The sequence below is a fragment of the Roseateles sp. P5_D6 genome (genome assembly GCF_054049415.1).
The window spans coordinates 205,345-220,597 of the sequence record NZ_JBFUMK010000002.1; the positions used below are offsets into that span (position 1 = coordinate 205,345).

The window sequence follows — 15,253 nt, forward strand, 5'->3', positions numbered from 1 at the left end:
GGTGCACCTTTCTACCCCTACGCTGGGCCCCTGGCGCCGAAAACCAGGGCTGGTTATCCGTCCCACCTGAGAGGCCAATATGCGCAACAACCAACCGGTGACCCCGAACGGGTACGCCCTGGCCTCCGACCAGACCCTCATTTCCATCACGGACCTGAAGGGGCGCATCACCTACTGCAACCCCAGCTTCGTGGCCGTCAGCGGCTACGCGCAGGCGGAGTTGCTGGGCCAGCCGCACAACATCGTGCGCCACCCGGACATGCCGGAGGAGGCCTTCCGCGACCTCTGGGCCACCATCGAGGGCGGACAACCCTGGACCGCACTCGTCAAGAACCGGCGCAAGAACGGCGACTACTACTGGGTGCGAGCCAACGCGACGCCGGTGCGAAACGGCGACCGCACGGTGGGGTATCTGTCGGTGCGCACCAAGCCCAGCGACGTCGAGGTACGCCGCTTCGAGCAGCTCTACGCCACCATGCGCGCTGAGGCGTCCGCAGGCCGCCGGACTCATGTGCTGCGGCGCGGCGTGGTCAAGCGCAACGACACAGTGGGCCGCCTGACAGACTGGCTGCGGCCCGAGTTGCGCGGCCAGATGGTCTTGCTGGCCGTGCTGGCCGCGGCCGGACCGCTGCTCGCAGCCTGGGCCGGCGCGCCAGGCTGGGGCCTGGTACTGGCTGCCCTGGCCAGCACCGCCGCCGCCAGCTACGGCCTGCTCGCGAGCGGGATCGCCCCGCTGCGCCAGGTGATTGCCACCGCCAACCTGCTGGCAGGCGGCGATCTGACGCGGCACGTCGAGGTCAGCGGCCGGGGCGAGATCGGCGAGCTGCAACTGGCGCTGGCCCAACTGACCGTGTCCGTGCGCACCGTCGTTCGCGACGTGCGCGAGGAGGTCATCCACCTGGAGGACGGCGCCCGCGAGATCGCCGCCGGCAACCAGGACCTGTCTTCCCGCACCGAGTCCCAAGCCAGCAGCCTGGAGCAGACCGCCGCCGCGATGGACGAGATCAGCGGCACCGTGCGGCAGACCTCGGAGCTGGCCGGCGACGGTGCCCGCTTTGCGCGCGAGACCGCCGGTGTGGCCCAGCGCAGCCAGCAAGCCGTCCACGGCGTGACGGACACTATGCAGGAGATCACCGACTCGTCGCAGCGCATCGGCGACATCATCCAGGTCATCGAAGGCGTGGCCTTCCAGACCAACATCCTGGCCCTGAATGCCGCTGTCGAGGCGGCTCGCGCCGGCGAGCAGGGCCGCGGTTTCGCGGTGGTGGCCGCCGAGGTGCGCGCCCTCGCTCAGCGCACCGGCACGGCAGCCAAGGAGATCCGCGCCCTTATCGAGGAATCGCGCGGGCGCGTCGAGACCGGCAGCCACCGGGCCGGTGACGCACAGCTGCGCATGGACGAGGTGGCCTCCGCCGTGTCGCGCGTCAGCGAAGTGCTGGTGCAGATCGACACCGCCGCGAGCGAGCAGGCCACCGGCGTCGCCCAGGTCGGCGAGGCCGTGCAGCAGATGGATGCCATCACGCAGCAGAACGCCGCGATGGTGGAGGAGCTGGCCGCTTCGGCCACAGCGCTGAACGGCCAGGTCAGCCGGGTGCGGGACTCCATCCGTGTCTTCCGCCTGAGCGACCAGGACAGGAGCCTGGCCGAGGCCGACGCGGCCAACTTGCGCAAGGCGCAGCGGGGTGACACGGCGCCCCGCGCCACGCCGGGCGCCGACAACCGGTAGCGCTTCTGAACGGCAGCTTGTACGGGACAATCCCGCCATGACTGAAAACGCCCCATCGACACCGCACGGCGGTGACCGCCAGCTCGTCCTGCGCGTCATGCCCATGCCGGCCGACGCCAACGCCAACGGCGACATCTTCGGCGGCTGGATCATGGCCCAGGTCGACATCGCCGGCTCGGTGCTGCCGGCCCGCATCTCGCGTGGCCGCGTCGCCACCGTCGCCGTCAACGAGTTCGTTTTCAAGCAGCCGGTGTCCATCGGCGACCTGCTGAGTTTTTACGCCACAGTCACCCGGGTGGGCCGCACCTCCGTCACCGTGCACGTGGAGGTGATGGCCGAGCGCGACCCGGAGAACCTGCACGTGGTCAAGGTGACCGAGGCCAACCTGACCTACGTGGCCATCGACCGCGAAGGCAAGTCGAGGCTGGTGGCACCCTGATCGGCCCGCGCCGATCCAGGGGTCACGGCGTCACGATCAGGTCGACCGCGTCGTAAGACAGTGCCGGGCTCAGGTAGGCCGTGCCCGAGGTACCGCTGACGACATTGACGGTCACCGTATTGGTGCCGGCCACCAGCGCGGTCGACGGAATGTCGAAGCTGTAGAGCCGGTTCACGCCGCGGTAGGTGCCCACCGTCAGGTTGCGCGAGCCCTTGGGCGGCGCGGTCGGGATGGCGGAGGTCCAGCTGCCGTTGTTGACGCTGATCTGCGGCCGGGCGCCGTTGAAGTCGGCCGTCGTGCCGAGGCGCAGCGTCAGGTTCTGCACCTGGGCGCTGGTCAGCGTGAACTGGATGACGCGCGCGTTGTTCACGTCCTTCCATTGGTAGGCCGGAAAACCGCTGGCCGCGCTCGACGTGCCCACCACAAAGGTGGCCGGCACCCAACTGCTCATGCGCGCATCCGTCGGGTGCATGGTCGTGAGCCTGGCGCCGTTCAGGAACTCGGCTGGCGTGCCGTCCCAGTTGCCGATGCGCCACAGCGCCGCCTTGGCTGAAGGGTCGGCGTTGATCGCCAGCGTGTTCAAGGTCGTCGTGCCGCCGGCCGTGACGGTCACGCTGCCGGTGTAGACCGCCAGCTCGTTCTTGTAGACCGTGAGCGTGTAGGTGCCCGGCCGCATGCCGGTGCTTTTGAAGAAGCCGTTGTTGGCGAGGTTGGCGCTGGCCCAGTACTGCGCCGTGCTGCTGGAGAAGCCCACCGTGTAGCTGTAGTTCGAATCGGTGCCCGACAGACCGACGCCGGCCACCGTGCCGCGGCCGGACGCAGCCACATAACCGTCCAGCGCCATCACCGAGAACCAGCTCGTATCCGGCGCCGACGGCGCACCGCCAGCGGTGAACATCAGCGTGTAGCTGTTCAACACCCCCATGCGGAAGGCCTCGGTCTGGCCCTCGCCGTAGTTGACGATATAGGTCAGCTCGTTGTTGGTGGACGTGATCTGGTTGAGCAGGCTGCGGTAGAAGGGCCCGCCGGAATTGCCTTCGTTGTTGTCCCGATAGAACCACAGCCCCACGCTGCCGGCGCTGTTGAGCCCGCCGAAGTACTGCCAGTCCTTCAGCCGCATGTTGGAGTAGTGCTTGGAGCGCGTTTGCCCCGCGCTGGAGGTGCTGCTGGAGAAACCGAACACGTCGCTCGCTTCGACAGTTGTGTCCGTGCCGCGCAGGTCCTGCGGCCAACTGCCGTTGCTGGCCAGGCCGCCGGGCGTGCCGGCCGGGCCGCCCTTGGAGAGCGCCGCGATGGGTACGCGCAGGATGAAGCGCACCAGATTCAGCGTGTCGGGCTCCTCGGTGAAATAGGTGCCCATGTAGATGCGCGGCTCGCCGCTCTTGGCCATGTAGTAATGCTTGAGCACGCCGCCGTTGGCGCTGAAGACGGTCACCGTGATCTTGACGTAGGTGCCGCCGCTGACCACGCCGCCGTTGGCGGTGGAGGCCGACGTGGCCGCACCACTGCTGCTGATCATCTGGGCCTGCACGTCGACAGCCGAGACGTTGCTGTAGAGGAAGTCGAAGCCGGAGTTCAGCTGCGAGCCACGGCTGGCATCGGCGTACTGCACGCCGTTGTAGAGCAGGCTGGAAAGGTCGCCCTTGGACTGGGTGCTGACGCCGTTGTCGTAGGCCATCACCTTGAACACCAGGCCGCCGCCGGTGTCCACCTGGTATTGCAGCTTGGCAGAACTGCCGCTGTCGTAGAGCGTGGTGAGGCTCAAGGCCGCCAATGCTGGCGTGGCCGTGGCCGTCGCCAAAAGCAGGCACGCTGCCGCGCCCAGCCGGCGCAAGCACCGGCGGAGGAAATCGATCCGCATGTTTTGTCTCCTATTGAGCCCGCCGTCTGCAGGTTCGCGCGGCCGGTGCTGCCGCGTTGCTGCGGCCGGGGCAGTCTAGGAACGGCCGGGCGGCCGCAACGCTCAACTTGGTGAGTGGATCGATAGCTGAGGTAACGACGCCACCACCCGATCGGCCAGCGCCTCGGCCCAGAGCGCATAGCCGCGCGGGCCGGGGTGGAAGCCGTCCTCGGCCATCAGCTCGACGGCATTGCGTTGCATGGCCTCGGGCAGATGCAGCACATGGCGTGATGCCTGGCCTTCGACCGACGAACTCAAGGCCACGTTGAAGCGCGCTGCCTGGCGGCCGAAGAACCAGCGCAGAGGCTGGGGCAGCAGCGGGAATCGCTGCATGGGCGGCGCCGCGCAGTGCACGCTCAGGCGCACACCGGCGCGCTCGGTCGCAAGGGCGTGGATGCGGTCCAACGCCACCAACGCCTGCGCAGGCGCGATCTGGTCAACAACGTCGTTGACACCCAGGGAGGTGATCAGCACATCGGCCTGCACCACGTCCGCCGCCTCGAACGCCGCGAGCGCCTGCTCGCTGCGATGGCCGCTGGTGGCGATGAGCTGCCAGCCCACCGGCTGCCCGAGGCGCGTTGCCAGAGCCTGAGCGAGCCGGCCGGCCAGTGCTTCGTCCTGATGCGCGGCACCGACTCCAGCGGCGGACGAGTCGCCGACGATCAGCAGTCGCAACGTCGAGCCTTCGGCCCAACGCGGGCCGGCGGCCTCTGGCAAACGCAGCGCCGTCGCACGGACTCGGCGCCCCTGCCAAATCAGCAGTGGGCCGAGTGCGATCTTTGAAAGCTTCAGGAGAATTTGGAAAAGTCCGGCACACGTTTCTGGAAGAAGGCCTGGAAAGCCTCCATCGCCTCGGGGCTGCGCAGGCGGGCACCGAAGATCTCGGCTTCACGCGTGATGGCGGCCTTGACGGCGTCGCGCTGGGCATCGCGGATCAGCTTCTTGCTGTCGCGCACCGCTCCCGGCGCGAGGTTGTTGAACCGTTCAGCGATGCGGCGTGCGTGGTTCAGCACTTCGGAACCCGGCAGCACGCGGTTGGCGATGCCGCATTCGACGGCCTGCTCACCGGTGAAGGGGTCGCCCAGCAGCAGCTTCTCGGCCGCGCGACGGTTGCCGATCAGCTGGGGCAGCACGACGCTGGACGCAAACTCGGGCACCAGGCCCAAGGCGACGAAGGGCATGGCCAGTCGGGCGTCATCGGCGACGAAGACGAAGTCGCAGTGCAGCAGCATGGTGGTGCCGATGCCGATGGCCGCACCGGTCACGGCAGCGATCACGGGCTTGGTGCTGTCCACCAGCGCATGCATGAACTGGAAGGTCGGTGCGTCTTCACCCCGCGTCGGGCCGGCCATGAAGTCTTCCAGGTCGTTGCCCGATGTGAAGATGCCCGGCTGGCCGGTGATCAGCACCGCGCGCACGGCGGGGTCGGCATCGGCCGCGCGCAGCGCATCAGCCATGGCTTGGTACATCGCCTGGGTGATCGCGTTCTTCTTCTCGGGGCGGGCGATCTCGAGGGTCGCGACGCCGTTGACGGTGTAGCTCTTGATGGTCATTTCAGTTTCCTGTCGGGGCTGCTTGTATTGTCGGCGGGTCGAGCGCCGGGCCGCTCCCTAGCCGGCCCGCTCTGGCGATGTGCTTGCCGGTCGAGCCGGCAAGCATCGCCGTCCCCTCGGGGGACCGACCGGGCTGGCCCGCGTTCAGCGGAGCGAGACTGGGCGAGGGGCTCACGCGACAGCCGTCTTGGCGTGGAACTGCGTCCAGTGATTGGCCAGGTGCATCAAATGGGCTCGCTCGTACTGCGGCTTGGTCAGCTCACCGTAGGCGAAATGAGGCCGCAGTGTGCCGTTGAATTGCGCGAAGGCGTCCATGGCATCCAACAGGCGCTGCACCGAGGTCTTCAGCGCCTGTGAGGCGTCCAGCGCCGGCGCGCCGGGAATGGGCTCGTCCAGGCTGTGGCTCATCGCACCGCGCGCATTGAACACCGCGAAGGCCGCTGAGCCGATGGACGAGCGGAACCAGGCGCCCTTGAGCGCCGGGAAGCCCTGCATCGAGAACTCGATGCTCTGGGCCAGATGCTGCATGACCTGGCTGAGGTTCCAGGGGTTGTCCTGCACGACCTTGGGCGCGAACAGCAGATCGAGCACGGCCTGCTGACCGTCCTTCCACGTCGCAAAGGTCTTCAACTTGCCCGTACAGGCCGCCAGCGGGGTCGCCGCGAGCAACACCGTGGTGGTCTTGAGCGCGCGGCGACGATCCATGGTTTACAGCCTTTCGAAGATGCCTGCTGCGCCTTGGCCGGCGCCGACGCACATTGTCACCATGCCGTACTTGCCACCGGTGCGGCGCAGGTTGTGGATGACCGAGGCCGCACGGATGGCGCCGGTGGCGCCCAACGGGTGGCCCAGCGCAATCGCGCCGCCGTTGGGGTTGACCTTGCTGCGGTCCAGCACGATGCCCTTGCTGTCGAGGTCGTTCAGCACGGCCAGCGACTGCGCGGCGAAGGCTTCGTTCAGTTCGATCCAGTCCAGGTCGGCGGCGGTGATGCCGGCAGCCTTCAGTGCCACGGGGATGGCGGCGATCGGACCGATGCCCATGATTTCGGGCGGCACGCCGCGCACGGCGAAGGACACGAAGCGGGCCAGCGGCGTCAGGTTGTAGCGCTTGAGCGCGGCCTCGCTGACGATCAGCAGGCCGCCCGAGCCGTCGGAGGTCTGCGAGCTGTTGCCGGCGGTGACGCTGCCCTTGGCGGCGAACACCGGTTTGAGCTTGGCCAGGCCTTCCAGCGACGTGTCGGGGCGAGCGCCTTCGTCGAGCTTGACGGTGCGGGTCTTGGTGTTGACGGTGCCGTCAGCCAAGTTGGGCGTGCGTTCGACGACGTCGAAGGGCGTCATCTCGGCGTCGAAGTGGCCGGCCTGCATGGCAGCCACGGCGCGGCGGTGCGATTCCACCGAGAACTCGTCCTGCGCTTCGCGGCTGATCTTCCATTGCGCGGCGACCTTCTCGGCCGTCAGGCCCATGCCGTAGGCGATGCCGATGTTCTCGTCCTTCTCGAAGATCAGCGGCGACAGGCTGGGCTTGTTGCCGCCCATCGGGATCATGGACATGGACTCGACGCCGCCGGCAAACATCACATCGGCCTCGCCGACGCGGATGCGGTCCGCGGCCATCTGCACGGCGGTGATGCCGGAGGCGCAGTAGCGGTTGATCGTCACGCCGCCGATGGTGGGGCCCAGGCCCGCCAGCACCGAGGCGACGCGGGCGATGTTCATGCCCTGCTCGCCTTCGGGGAAGGAGCAGCCGACGATGGCGTCTTCAATGGCCGCCGGGTCCAGGCCCGGGGCCTGCGCCAGCACGGCCTGCATCACCTTGACGAGCATCTCGTCGGGGCGCGTGTTCTTGTAGAAGCCGCGGCCGCTCTTGCCGATGGGCAGACGGGTGGCGGAGACGATGTAGGCGTCTTGGACTTGCTTGCTCATGGTCTTTCCTTTACTTAAGCCTGGGGCTTTTCTTTGGGCACCCAGGCCCAGACAAATTCACACTCGATCGGCTCGATGCCGGCTTCGTCGGTCACGGTCACGGCGACCCGCACTTCACCCTTGGTCTCGTTCGCCATGGCGAAGCGCTGAGCGGCGGTCAGGTGCGCCTTGGCGACCAGGCCGCCGGTGGCGCGCTTCCTGAAGTTCACCTGCAGCGACTTGCACAGCGGCAGGCAGTCGTCACGCACATTCATGCCCACCACCATGCCAGTGGCGGTCTCGGCCAGCAGCGACATCGCGGCCGCATGCACGCCCTTGATGTGGTTCTGCACCGGGCGCTTGTTGGCGACGCGGATCTCGCTGCTCTCGGGCGTGAGGGCAATGAAATCGAGCGATGCCGTGCCCGTGAAGGGCACTGCGCGGCGCAGCGCGAAGTTGCGCGCGGCGCCCCGCAGCGGGCCGGGCAGGCCGTCCAGCTTGGCGAGGGTGCGTTGAAGCCGGTTCACTTTGTTCCTAGTCAGTCGAGGACAGAGCTCGCGCTGCGCGCTTCGGTCTGTCCCGCGATGTCATTAGTTTCGGACGGGCTTGCCGGTTTGCAACATGCCCATGATTCGCTCTTGAGTCTTGGGGTTGTCCAGCAGCGCGCAGAAGTGCTTGCGCTCCAGCGCCATCAGGTACTCCTCCGTCACCAGGGAGCCCGCCTCGACCTCGCCACCGCAGACCACGTCGGCAATCGCCGCGGCCAGGTGGTAGTCGTGGGCGCTGACGAAGCCGCCGTCGCGCATATTGGCAACCTGGCCCTTGATCGTCGCGATGCCGCTGCGGCCGGCGACCGGGAACAGCGCCTTGTGCGGCGGGCGGTAACCGGCTTCGGACATGCCGATGGCGGTGGCCGTGGCGACGTGCAGCAACTCGTCCTTGTGCGGGACGATGATGTCGCTGTCGAGCAGGAAGCCGTTCTTCCTGGCTTCGTGCGCCGAGGTCGCGACCTTGGCCGTGGCCGCAGTCAGGAAGCCGTCCTTCAGGAAGGCCAGGATGTCGGCACCGGCATTGCCAGCTGCGGCCATCTCGGCGGCGCGACGGGCGATATAGGTCAGGCCGCCACCGCCGGGCACCAAGCCCACGCCGACTTCAACCAGGCCCACATAGCTCTCGACGTGGGCGACCCGGCGTGCGCAGTGCACGGCCAGTTCAGCACCACCGCCCAGGGCCAGGCCGCGCATCGCGGCGATGACGGGCACCGACGCGTAGCGCAGGCGCAGCATCATGTCCTGCAGTTTCTTCTCTTCCGGCGCGATGCCCTTGCTGCCCATCTTCATGAAGACAGGCATCAGGGACTCAAGATTGGCGCCTGCCGAGAACACGTCGTCCGGCGACCAGATCACCAGGCCCTTGTAGTCCGCTTCAGCGATCTCGACGGCCTTCAGCAGGCCTTCGGTGACGGCCGGGCTGATCAGGTGCAGCTTGGCGGTGATGGAGGCGATGACGACATTGCCGTCCAGCGTCCAGACGCGCACTTCCTCGTTCTTGAACAGCTCGGTGCCCGACTTCAGCGGGTCGGCGGCGCCGGAGCCCAGCAGGCTTTCCGGGAAGGCCTGGCGCTTGTAGACCGGCAGCTCGCTGCGCGGCTTGAACTTGCCTTCAGCGGCGCTCCACGAGCCTTGCGGCGTGTGCACGCCACCTGCTTCGGCGACCGGACCTTCCGTCACCCAGGCAGGCAGCGCTGCGCTCGCCAGCGTCTTGCCGTCGGCGATGTCGGCCGAGATCCATTCAGCGACCTGCTTCCAGCCGGCGGCTTGCCACAGCTCGAAGGGGCCTTGCGTGGTGCCGAAGCCCCAGCGCATCGCAAAGTCGATCTCGCGGGCGGTGTCGGCTACGGTGTTCAGGTGCACGGCCGCGTAATGGAAGCTGTCGCGCAGGATGGCCCACAGGAACTGGGCTTGCGGGTTGGTGCTCTCGCGCAGCAGCTTGAGGCGGTCGGCCGGTTGCTTCTTCAGCATGCGGGCGACGATCTCGTCGGCCTTCTTGCCGCCGGCAACGTACTCGCCCGTGGCGAAGTCCAGGCGCTGGATGTCCTTGCCCACCTTCTTGTAGAAGCCGGCGCCGGTCTTCTGGCCCAGCGCGCCCTTCTCGATCAAGCCAGCCAGCACCTTGGGCGTGGCGTAGGTCGAATAGAAGGGGTCGTCCTTCAGGTTGTCCTGCATGGTCTTGACGACGTGGGCCATGGTGTCCAGGCCGACAACGTCCGCAGTGCGGAAGGTACCGCTCGATGCGCGGCCCAGCTTCTTGCCGGTCAGGTCATCGACGACGTCCACGGAGAGGCCGAACTTCTCGGCCTCGATCATCGTGGCCATCATGCCGGCGATGCCGACGCGGTTGGCGACGAAGTTGGGCGTGTCGTGGGCGCGCACGACGCTCTTGCCCAGCGACGTCGTCACGAAGGCTTCGAGCTGGTCGAGGATTTCAGGCTGCGTGGTCGGCGTGTTGATCAGCTCGACCAGGGCCATATAGCGCGGCGGGTTGAAGAAGTGGATGCCGCAGAAGCGCGGCTTGATTTCTTCGGGCAGCACTTCGGAGAGCTTGGTGATGCTCAATCCAGATGTGTTCGAAGCCACGATCGCATGCGGTGCGACGAAGGGCGCGATCTTGGTGTACAGGTCGAGCTTCCAGTCCATGCGCTCGGCAATGGCCTCGATGATGAGGTCGCAGCCGCGCAGGACTTCCAGGTGCTCTTCGTAATTGGCCTGCTGGATCAGCGCGGCTTCCGATGCATCACCCAGCGGGGCCGGCTTGAGCTTCTTCAGGCCGTCGACGGCCTTGGTGACGATGCCATTCTTGGCGCCTTCTTTCGCAGGCAGGTCGAACAGCACGACCGGCACCTTGCAGTTGACGAGGTGGGCCGCAATCTGCGCGCCCATCACGCCGGCGCCGAGCACGGCGACCTTGCGGACTTGGAATCGACTCATTTCTTTCTCCATGTTTGCCAGTTGTTCATTGCCCTTCGGGCCGAGCGCCGGGCCGCCCCAAGCCGGCCCGGCTGGCGATGTGCTTGCGGCTCAACGCCGCAAGCATCGCCGTCCCCTCGGGGGACCGACCAGGCTGGCCCGCGTGCAGCGCGGCAGCCTGGGCGAGGGGCCACTTCATTCCACGCGAATCCACGTCTGCGTGCGGTAGAAGGGGCCGATGTAGCCGCGCATCTCCAGTTTCTTGCCACCGTCCACCGGCTTCAAGCGGGTGCGGTAGGTCTTGCCGTTATTGGGGTCGAGGATCTCGCCGCCGCCCCAGATGCCGTCGCCTTCGGTCTTCACGCCGCGGATGATCTGCAGGCCGACGACGGGCTGGTCCCTGCGGTCATCCTTGCACTTGTCGCATTTCGCGTTGGGCTCCGCGCTCGGGTCCAGCAGCTTGTCGATGCTGCCGACGAGGGTGCCCCCCTGTTCGCTGATGCGGACCAGCGACTTCGCGGTTTTGCCGTCGTCGTCGATGGTCTTCCACAGGCCCACGGGTGAAGTCTGCGCGAACGCAAACGCGGGCAACAGCAGGGCAGCAGCGAACAGGAATTTCATCGGGGCATCCTTGTCGTTCATCAAGCGGTTCAGAACAGAGCTTCTTCCATTTCCATCAGCGGCGCCAGGCCCGCACGGCAGGTGCGGATCAGCGTCGCCGTCTCGGGCAGCAGCTTCGCGAAATAGAAGCGCGCCGTGGCCAGCTTGGCCGTGTAGAACGGGTCACCACTGTCCTTCTTGGCCAGAGCGATCTTGGCGGCCTGCGCGAAGAAGAAGGCGAAGGTCATGTGGCCCACCACGCGCAGATAGTCCACCGCCGCGGCGCCGACCTCATCCGGGTTGCCAAAGGCCTTCATGCCCAGCTCTTGCGTCAGCTTGTTGACCTTGTCGCCGAGGTCGGCGAGCGGGTTGACGAACTCCTGCATGGCCTCATTGGTGCCTTCTTCCTCGATGAAGGCGGCGATCTTCTTGCCGAACTTCTTCAGCGTGGCGCCGTTGTTGCCCAGCACCTTGCGGCCCAGCAGGTCCAGCGACTGGATGGTGTTGGTACCCTCGTAGATCATGTTGATGCGCGCGTCGCGCACGTACTGCTCCATGCCCCACTCGTGAATGAAGCCGTGGCCGCCGAACACCTGCATGCAATGCGAGGTGGCCAGCCAGCCGTTGTCGGTGATGAAGGCCTTGATGATGGGCGTCAGCAGCGCGACTTCGGCTTCGGCGTCCTTGCGCTCGTCCTCGTCGCCGCTCTTGAGCGCCTTGTCGAGTTGCAGCACGGTATAGCCCTGCAGCATGCGGCCGCCTTCGGCAAAGGCGCGGGCCGTCAGCAGCATCTTGCGCACGTCGGGGTGCACGATGATGGGATCGGCCGGCTTGTCCGGGGCCTTGGGGCCGGAAAGCGCCCGCATCTGGATGCGGTCCTTGGCATAGGCGACGGCGTTCTGATAGGCCACTTCGGTCAGGCCCAGGGACTGGTTGCCGACACCCAGGCGGGCCGCGTTCATCATGACGAACATCGCGGCCAGGCCCTTGTTGGGCTGGCCCACCAGCGTGCCGTTCGCGCCTTCCAGCACGATCTGCGCGGTGGCGTTGCCGTGGATGCCCATCTTGTGCTCCAGGCCGGCGCAGAAGACGCCGTTTCGGCTGCCCAGTGAGCCGTCGGCGTTGACGTTGAACTTGGGCACGATGAAGAGCGAAATGCCCTTGGAGCCCACGGGCGCGTCCGGCAGGCGGGCCAGCACCAGGTGGACGATGTTCTCGGCCATGTCGTGTTCGCCGGCCGAGATGAAGATCTTCTGGCCGGTGATCTTGTAAGTGCCATCGGCCTGCGGTTCGGCCTTGCTGCGCAGCATGCCGAGGTCGGTGCCGCAATGCGGCTCGGTCAGGCACATGGTGCCGGTCCATTCGCCGCTGGTCAGCTTGGGCAGGTAGGTGGCCTGCTGCTCGGGCGTGCCATGGGCATGCAGGGCTTCATAGGCGCCATGCGAGAGGCCCGGGTACATCGTCCAGGCCTGGTTGGCCGAGTTCAGCATCTCGTAGAAGAACTGGTTCACCAGATGCGGCAGGCCCTGGCCGCCGAACTGCGGGTCGCAGGAGAGTGCCGGCCAGCCGCCTTCGACGTACTGCTTGTAGGCTTCCTTGAAGCCCTTGGGCGGCTTGACCTCGTGCGTGGTCTTGTCGAGCGTGCAGCCCTCGGCGTCGCCGCTGAGGTTGATGGGCGCAAGCACCTCGGCGGCGAACTTGCCACCCTCCTCAAGCACCGCGTTGATCGTGTCGGCGTCGATGTCTGCATGCGCGGGCAGCATCTTCAGTTCGTCGACGACGTTCAACAGCTCGTGCATGACGAACTGCATGTCACGCATGGGCGGGGTGTACTGGGGCATCGGGGTACTCCTGGAACGGTCAGTGGGTCAAGAAAGGGGTTCAGCGCTTGGCGGCGCCGGTCTTTGGAAGCTTGCGGCTGCCGTCGATGTCGAGGCCAAGCGGCGTGGCGTAGAAAAGGATGGTTCGGTCGAAACCGATGCCGGCACGCGCCAGTGCGCCAGGAATGCGCATGAAGCGCGCGTCGTGGTGCAGGGACAGGATCAGGCCGTGCAGCTCGAAGCAGATCTGCTCGACATCGGCATCGGCTTTCAGATGGCCCTCGCTGATGGCGAGCTGGATGGCCTTTTGCAGCGCCGCATGCCAGGCCTTGACCATGGCCACGAGAGCATCGCGCACCGGGCCGGGCCGGTCGTCGAACTCGACGGCGCCACTGATGTAGATGCAGCCGGAGTCGACCTCGACGGATACGCGGCGCACCCAGCGCTCGAACATCGCGCGCAGGCGCGGCAGGCCGCGCGGCTCGCGGATGGCGGTGAAGAAGACTTCTTCCTCGAACTTGGCGTGATACTCAGTGACGACCGCGATCTGCAGTTCCTCACGCGAGCCGAAGTGGGCGAAGACGCCCGACTTGCTCATGGCTGTCACATCGGCCAGTGCGCCGATGGACAAGCCCTCCAGGCCCATGTGCGAGGCCAGGCCGAGAGCAGCCTCGAGGATGGCGGCACGGGTCTGCTGGCCTTTTTGCAGCGAACGCGCAACGCGCGCCGGCTTCGCAACGCGCAGCGGGGCGGTTTTCTTGGCGGGAGTGGGCAGCGTGGACACGGGCAGAAGGGGCGGAAGCCAGCCTGGAATAAAACGAACGATCGTTCTATTTTGCAGGTCGCTCCCGTGACAGCGCCAGCTTGTCCTACCGATTTCCTAGGGTGATGTGCCTAATACTGCCAACAACCTAGTGCAAACCCCAGCCCCTCGTCCGGTCTCGCGCCGCTGAACGCGGGCGTGCCCGGCCGATCCCCCGGGGGGATGGCGATGCATGCGGCATCGAGCCGCATGCACATCGCCCGACGGGCCGGCTAGGGGCGGCCCGGCGCTCGGCCCAAATACCGGATGCGCAGAACCGCCACGCTGTCATGCACACACGCTTGAGTGCCGGGTCGCTTCTGAAGTAGTCTCCGGGAGGAGGTTGACTTCTGTGGATGTGCTCCAACTCGATGTCTCCGGCCGACCCCAGGCCTGGATCACGACCCGTGAAGCGGCCGTGATCTACGCCTGCGACGGCGTGGCCTGGACGCTGGGCGACCCCTGCCAGGTGCTGCGCGGGGGCTGGCAGCGCATCTCCGGGCGCCAGTCGCGCATCGAGGTCCACCCCATCATTGCCGTGCGTGGCGCCGTTCCCAGCCGGGCCTGGCGCCAGGCGCCGGCGCTGACCAACAGCAAGCTGTTTGTGCGCGACCGCTTCGTCTGCGCCTACTGCGGCCACCACTGCCTGCCCGAAGACCTGACACGCGAGCACATTCACCCGACGTCACGCGGCGGCTACGACACCTGGATGAACTGCATCACCGCTTGCCGGCCCTGCAATGGCCGCAAGGGCAACCGCATGCCGGAGGAGGCGCACATGAGCCTGCTCTACCTGCCCTATGTGCCCAGCCTGCACGAGGACATGATCCTGCGCGGCCGCCGCATCCTGGCCGACCAGATGGAGTTCCTGCTGGCCAGCGTGCCGCGCAGCTCGCGCCTGCATGGGTAGGTCACGGCGATTGCGGGTCATTCCCGTTGACCACCAACGGTAAAGAGTTGTAGTCGAGGGCGTCGAGCCGTCAACGGCGGGACAATTGGCGACGTTGGGCTGCCGGTTTGCCCAAGGAGTATTCGAATGTCCAAGCTCATGACCTCCCTCACCCTGGCTGCGGCCCTGGTGCTTTCGGCCTGCTCGACGACCAGCCCCGACGTGGTCCAGCGTGGTGACGCGCAACGCATGTCCCAGATCCAGGACGCCACCGTGCTGTCCTCCCGCCCCGTCACCGTCGACGGCTCGCAGAGCGGCGTCGGCGGCGTGGCCGGTGGCGTGACCGGCGCGATTGCCGGCAGCTCGGTCGGCGGCCGCCGTGAAGGCGCGGTCGTTGGCGTCATCGGTGCCGTCGCCGGTGCCGTTATCGGCAACGCCATTGAGCGCTCGGCGACCAAGGAAGATGCTCTCGAAATCATCGTCCAGCTGCGCAACGGCGAGCGCCGCGCGATCGTCCAGGCCAAGGGCGCCGAAGCCTTCAACAGCGGTGACCCCGTTGTCCTCGTGACGACCGGCGGCAAGACCCGCGTGCAGCGCGCCCCGGCCGTCGTGCCGGCCGCTCCGGCCACCAACGGCTGACGCTCACAGGCCGGCTT

General features: G+C 66.9%; 14 protein-coding genes. 4 read left to right on the top strand and 10 right to left on the bottom strand.

What is annotated here, in order from left to right; all coding sequences use genetic code 11:
• Nucleotides 1-79: 79 nt before the first annotated feature.
• Both ACXJKM_RS03000 and ACXJKM_RS03005 read left to right on the top strand, forming a co-directional pair.
• Entirely contained in the window at nt 80-1,726 is a 1,647-nt protein-coding gene (locus tag ACXJKM_RS03000) for a methyl-accepting chemotaxis protein (protein ID WP_457350133.1), read from the top strand.
• A 37-nt stretch (nt 1,727-1,763) separates the two neighbouring features.
• A complete protein-coding gene (locus tag ACXJKM_RS03005; protein ID WP_056203053.1) occupies nt 1,764-2,165 on the top strand; it encodes an acyl-CoA thioesterase in 402 nt (133 codons plus the stop codon).
• A 22-nt stretch (nt 2,166-2,187) separates the two neighbouring features.
• On the opposite strand, the gene ACXJKM_RS03010 is transcribed toward ACXJKM_RS03005, so the two are convergent.
• From ACXJKM_RS03010 to ACXJKM_RS03055, 10 genes are all read right to left on the bottom strand, one after another.
• Entirely contained in the window at nt 2,188-3,930 is a 1,743-nt protein-coding gene (locus ACXJKM_RS03010; protein WP_457350135.1) for a rhamnogalacturonan lyase B N-terminal domain-containing protein, read from the bottom strand.
• Between the two features lie 198 nt (nt 3,931-4,128).
• A complete protein-coding gene (locus ACXJKM_RS03015; protein ID WP_457350137.1) occupies nt 4,129-4,740 on the bottom strand; it encodes an SGNH/GDSL hydrolase family protein in 612 nt (203 codons plus the stop codon).
• Between the two features lie 113 nt (nt 4,741-4,853).
• Nucleotides 4,854-5,618 (bottom strand): enoyl-CoA hydratase, encoded by a 765-nt coding sequence (locus ACXJKM_RS03020; protein WP_457325565.1) that lies wholly within the window; start codon nt 5,616-5,618, stop codon nt 4,854-4,856.
• Nucleotides 5,619-5,789: 171 nt separating this feature from the next.
• On the bottom strand, nt 5,790-6,323 hold the full coding sequence (locus ACXJKM_RS03025; protein ID WP_457350139.1) for a DUF1569 domain-containing protein: 534 nt from the start codon (nt 6,321-6,323) through the stop codon (nt 5,790-5,792).
• 3 nt (nt 6,324-6,326) lie between these two features.
• Nucleotides 6,327-7,541, bottom strand: coding sequence for an acetyl-CoA C-acyltransferase (locus tag ACXJKM_RS03030; protein WP_457350141.1), 1,215 nt, complete (start codon nt 7,539-7,541; stop codon nt 6,327-6,329).
• Nucleotides 7,542-7,555: 14 nt separating this feature from the next.
• Nucleotides 7,556-8,047: a DUF4442 domain-containing protein gene (locus tag ACXJKM_RS03035; protein ID WP_457350143.1), complete on the bottom strand. Its 492-nt coding sequence runs from the start codon at nt 8,045-8,047 to the stop codon at nt 7,556-7,558.
• A gap of 63 nt (nt 8,048-8,110) precedes the next feature.
• Nucleotides 8,111-10,507, bottom strand: a complete 2,397-nt coding sequence (locus tag ACXJKM_RS03040; protein ID WP_457350145.1) for a 3-hydroxyacyl-CoA dehydrogenase/enoyl-CoA hydratase family protein — start codon at nt 10,505-10,507, stop codon at nt 8,111-8,113.
• A gap of 174 nt (nt 10,508-10,681) precedes the next feature.
• On the bottom strand, nt 10,682-11,107 hold the full coding sequence (locus ACXJKM_RS03045) for a DUF2147 domain-containing protein (protein WP_056203610.1): 426 nt from the start codon (nt 11,105-11,107) through the stop codon (nt 10,682-10,684).
• A 29-nt stretch (nt 11,108-11,136) separates the two neighbouring features.
• Nucleotides 11,137-12,927, bottom strand: coding sequence for an acyl-CoA dehydrogenase C-terminal domain-containing protein (locus ACXJKM_RS03050; RefSeq protein WP_056203030.1), 1,791 nt, complete (start codon nt 12,925-12,927; stop codon nt 11,137-11,139).
• A gap of 40 nt (nt 12,928-12,967) precedes the next feature.
• Nucleotides 12,968-13,681 (bottom strand): TetR/AcrR family transcriptional regulator, encoded by a 714-nt coding sequence (locus tag ACXJKM_RS03055; protein WP_457350410.1) that lies wholly within the window; start codon nt 13,679-13,681, stop codon nt 12,968-12,970.
• 379 nt (nt 13,682-14,060) lie between these two features.
• On the opposite strand from ACXJKM_RS03055, the gene ACXJKM_RS03060 reads away from it, so the two are divergent.
• Both ACXJKM_RS03060 and ACXJKM_RS03065 read left to right on the top strand, forming a co-directional pair.
• Complete coding sequence (locus ACXJKM_RS03060; RefSeq protein WP_056203026.1) at nt 14,061-14,618, top strand: HNH endonuclease; 558 nt, start codon at nt 14,061-14,063, stop codon at nt 14,616-14,618.
• A 126-nt stretch (nt 14,619-14,744) separates the two neighbouring features.
• Nucleotides 14,745-15,236 carry an outer membrane lipoprotein gene (locus tag ACXJKM_RS03065; protein ID WP_235532079.1) on the top strand — a complete coding sequence of 164 codons (492 nt, stop codon included), beginning with the start codon at nt 14,745-14,747 and terminating at the stop codon, nt 15,234-15,236.
• Nucleotides 15,237-15,253 lie beyond the last annotated feature (17 nt).

Coding starts and splice junctions, on each gene's coding strand:
- ACXJKM_RS03000 (WP_457350133.1), top strand. CDS start 80: ATGCGCAACAACCAACCGGTGACCCCGAACGGGTACGCCCTGGCCTCC.
- ACXJKM_RS03005 (WP_056203053.1), top strand. CDS start 1,764: ATGACTGAAAACGCCCCATCGACACCGCACGGCGGTGACCGCCAGCTC.
- ACXJKM_RS03020 (WP_457325565.1), bottom strand. CDS start 5,618: ATGACCATCAAGAGCTACACCGTCAACGGCGTCGCGACCCTCGAGATC.
- ACXJKM_RS03025 (WP_457350139.1), bottom strand. CDS start 6,323: ATGGATCGTCGCCGCGCGCTCAAGACCACCACGGTGTTGCTCGCGGCG.
- ACXJKM_RS03030 (WP_457350141.1), bottom strand. CDS start 7,541: ATGAGCAAGCAAGTCCAAGACGCCTACATCGTCTCCGCCACCCGTCTG.
- ACXJKM_RS03040 (WP_457350145.1), bottom strand. CDS start 10,507: ATGAGTCGATTCCAAGTCCGCAAGGTCGCCGTGCTCGGCGCCGGCGTG.
- ACXJKM_RS03045 (WP_056203610.1), bottom strand. CDS start 11,107: ATGAAATTCCTGTTCGCTGCTGCCCTGCTGTTGCCCGCGTTTGCGTTC.
- ACXJKM_RS03050 (WP_056203030.1), bottom strand. CDS start 12,927: ATGCCCCAGTACACCCCGCCCATGCGTGACATGCAGTTCGTCATGCAC.
- ACXJKM_RS03065 (WP_235532079.1), top strand. CDS start 14,745: ATGTCCAAGCTCATGACCTCCCTCACCCTGGCTGCGGCCCTGGTGCTT.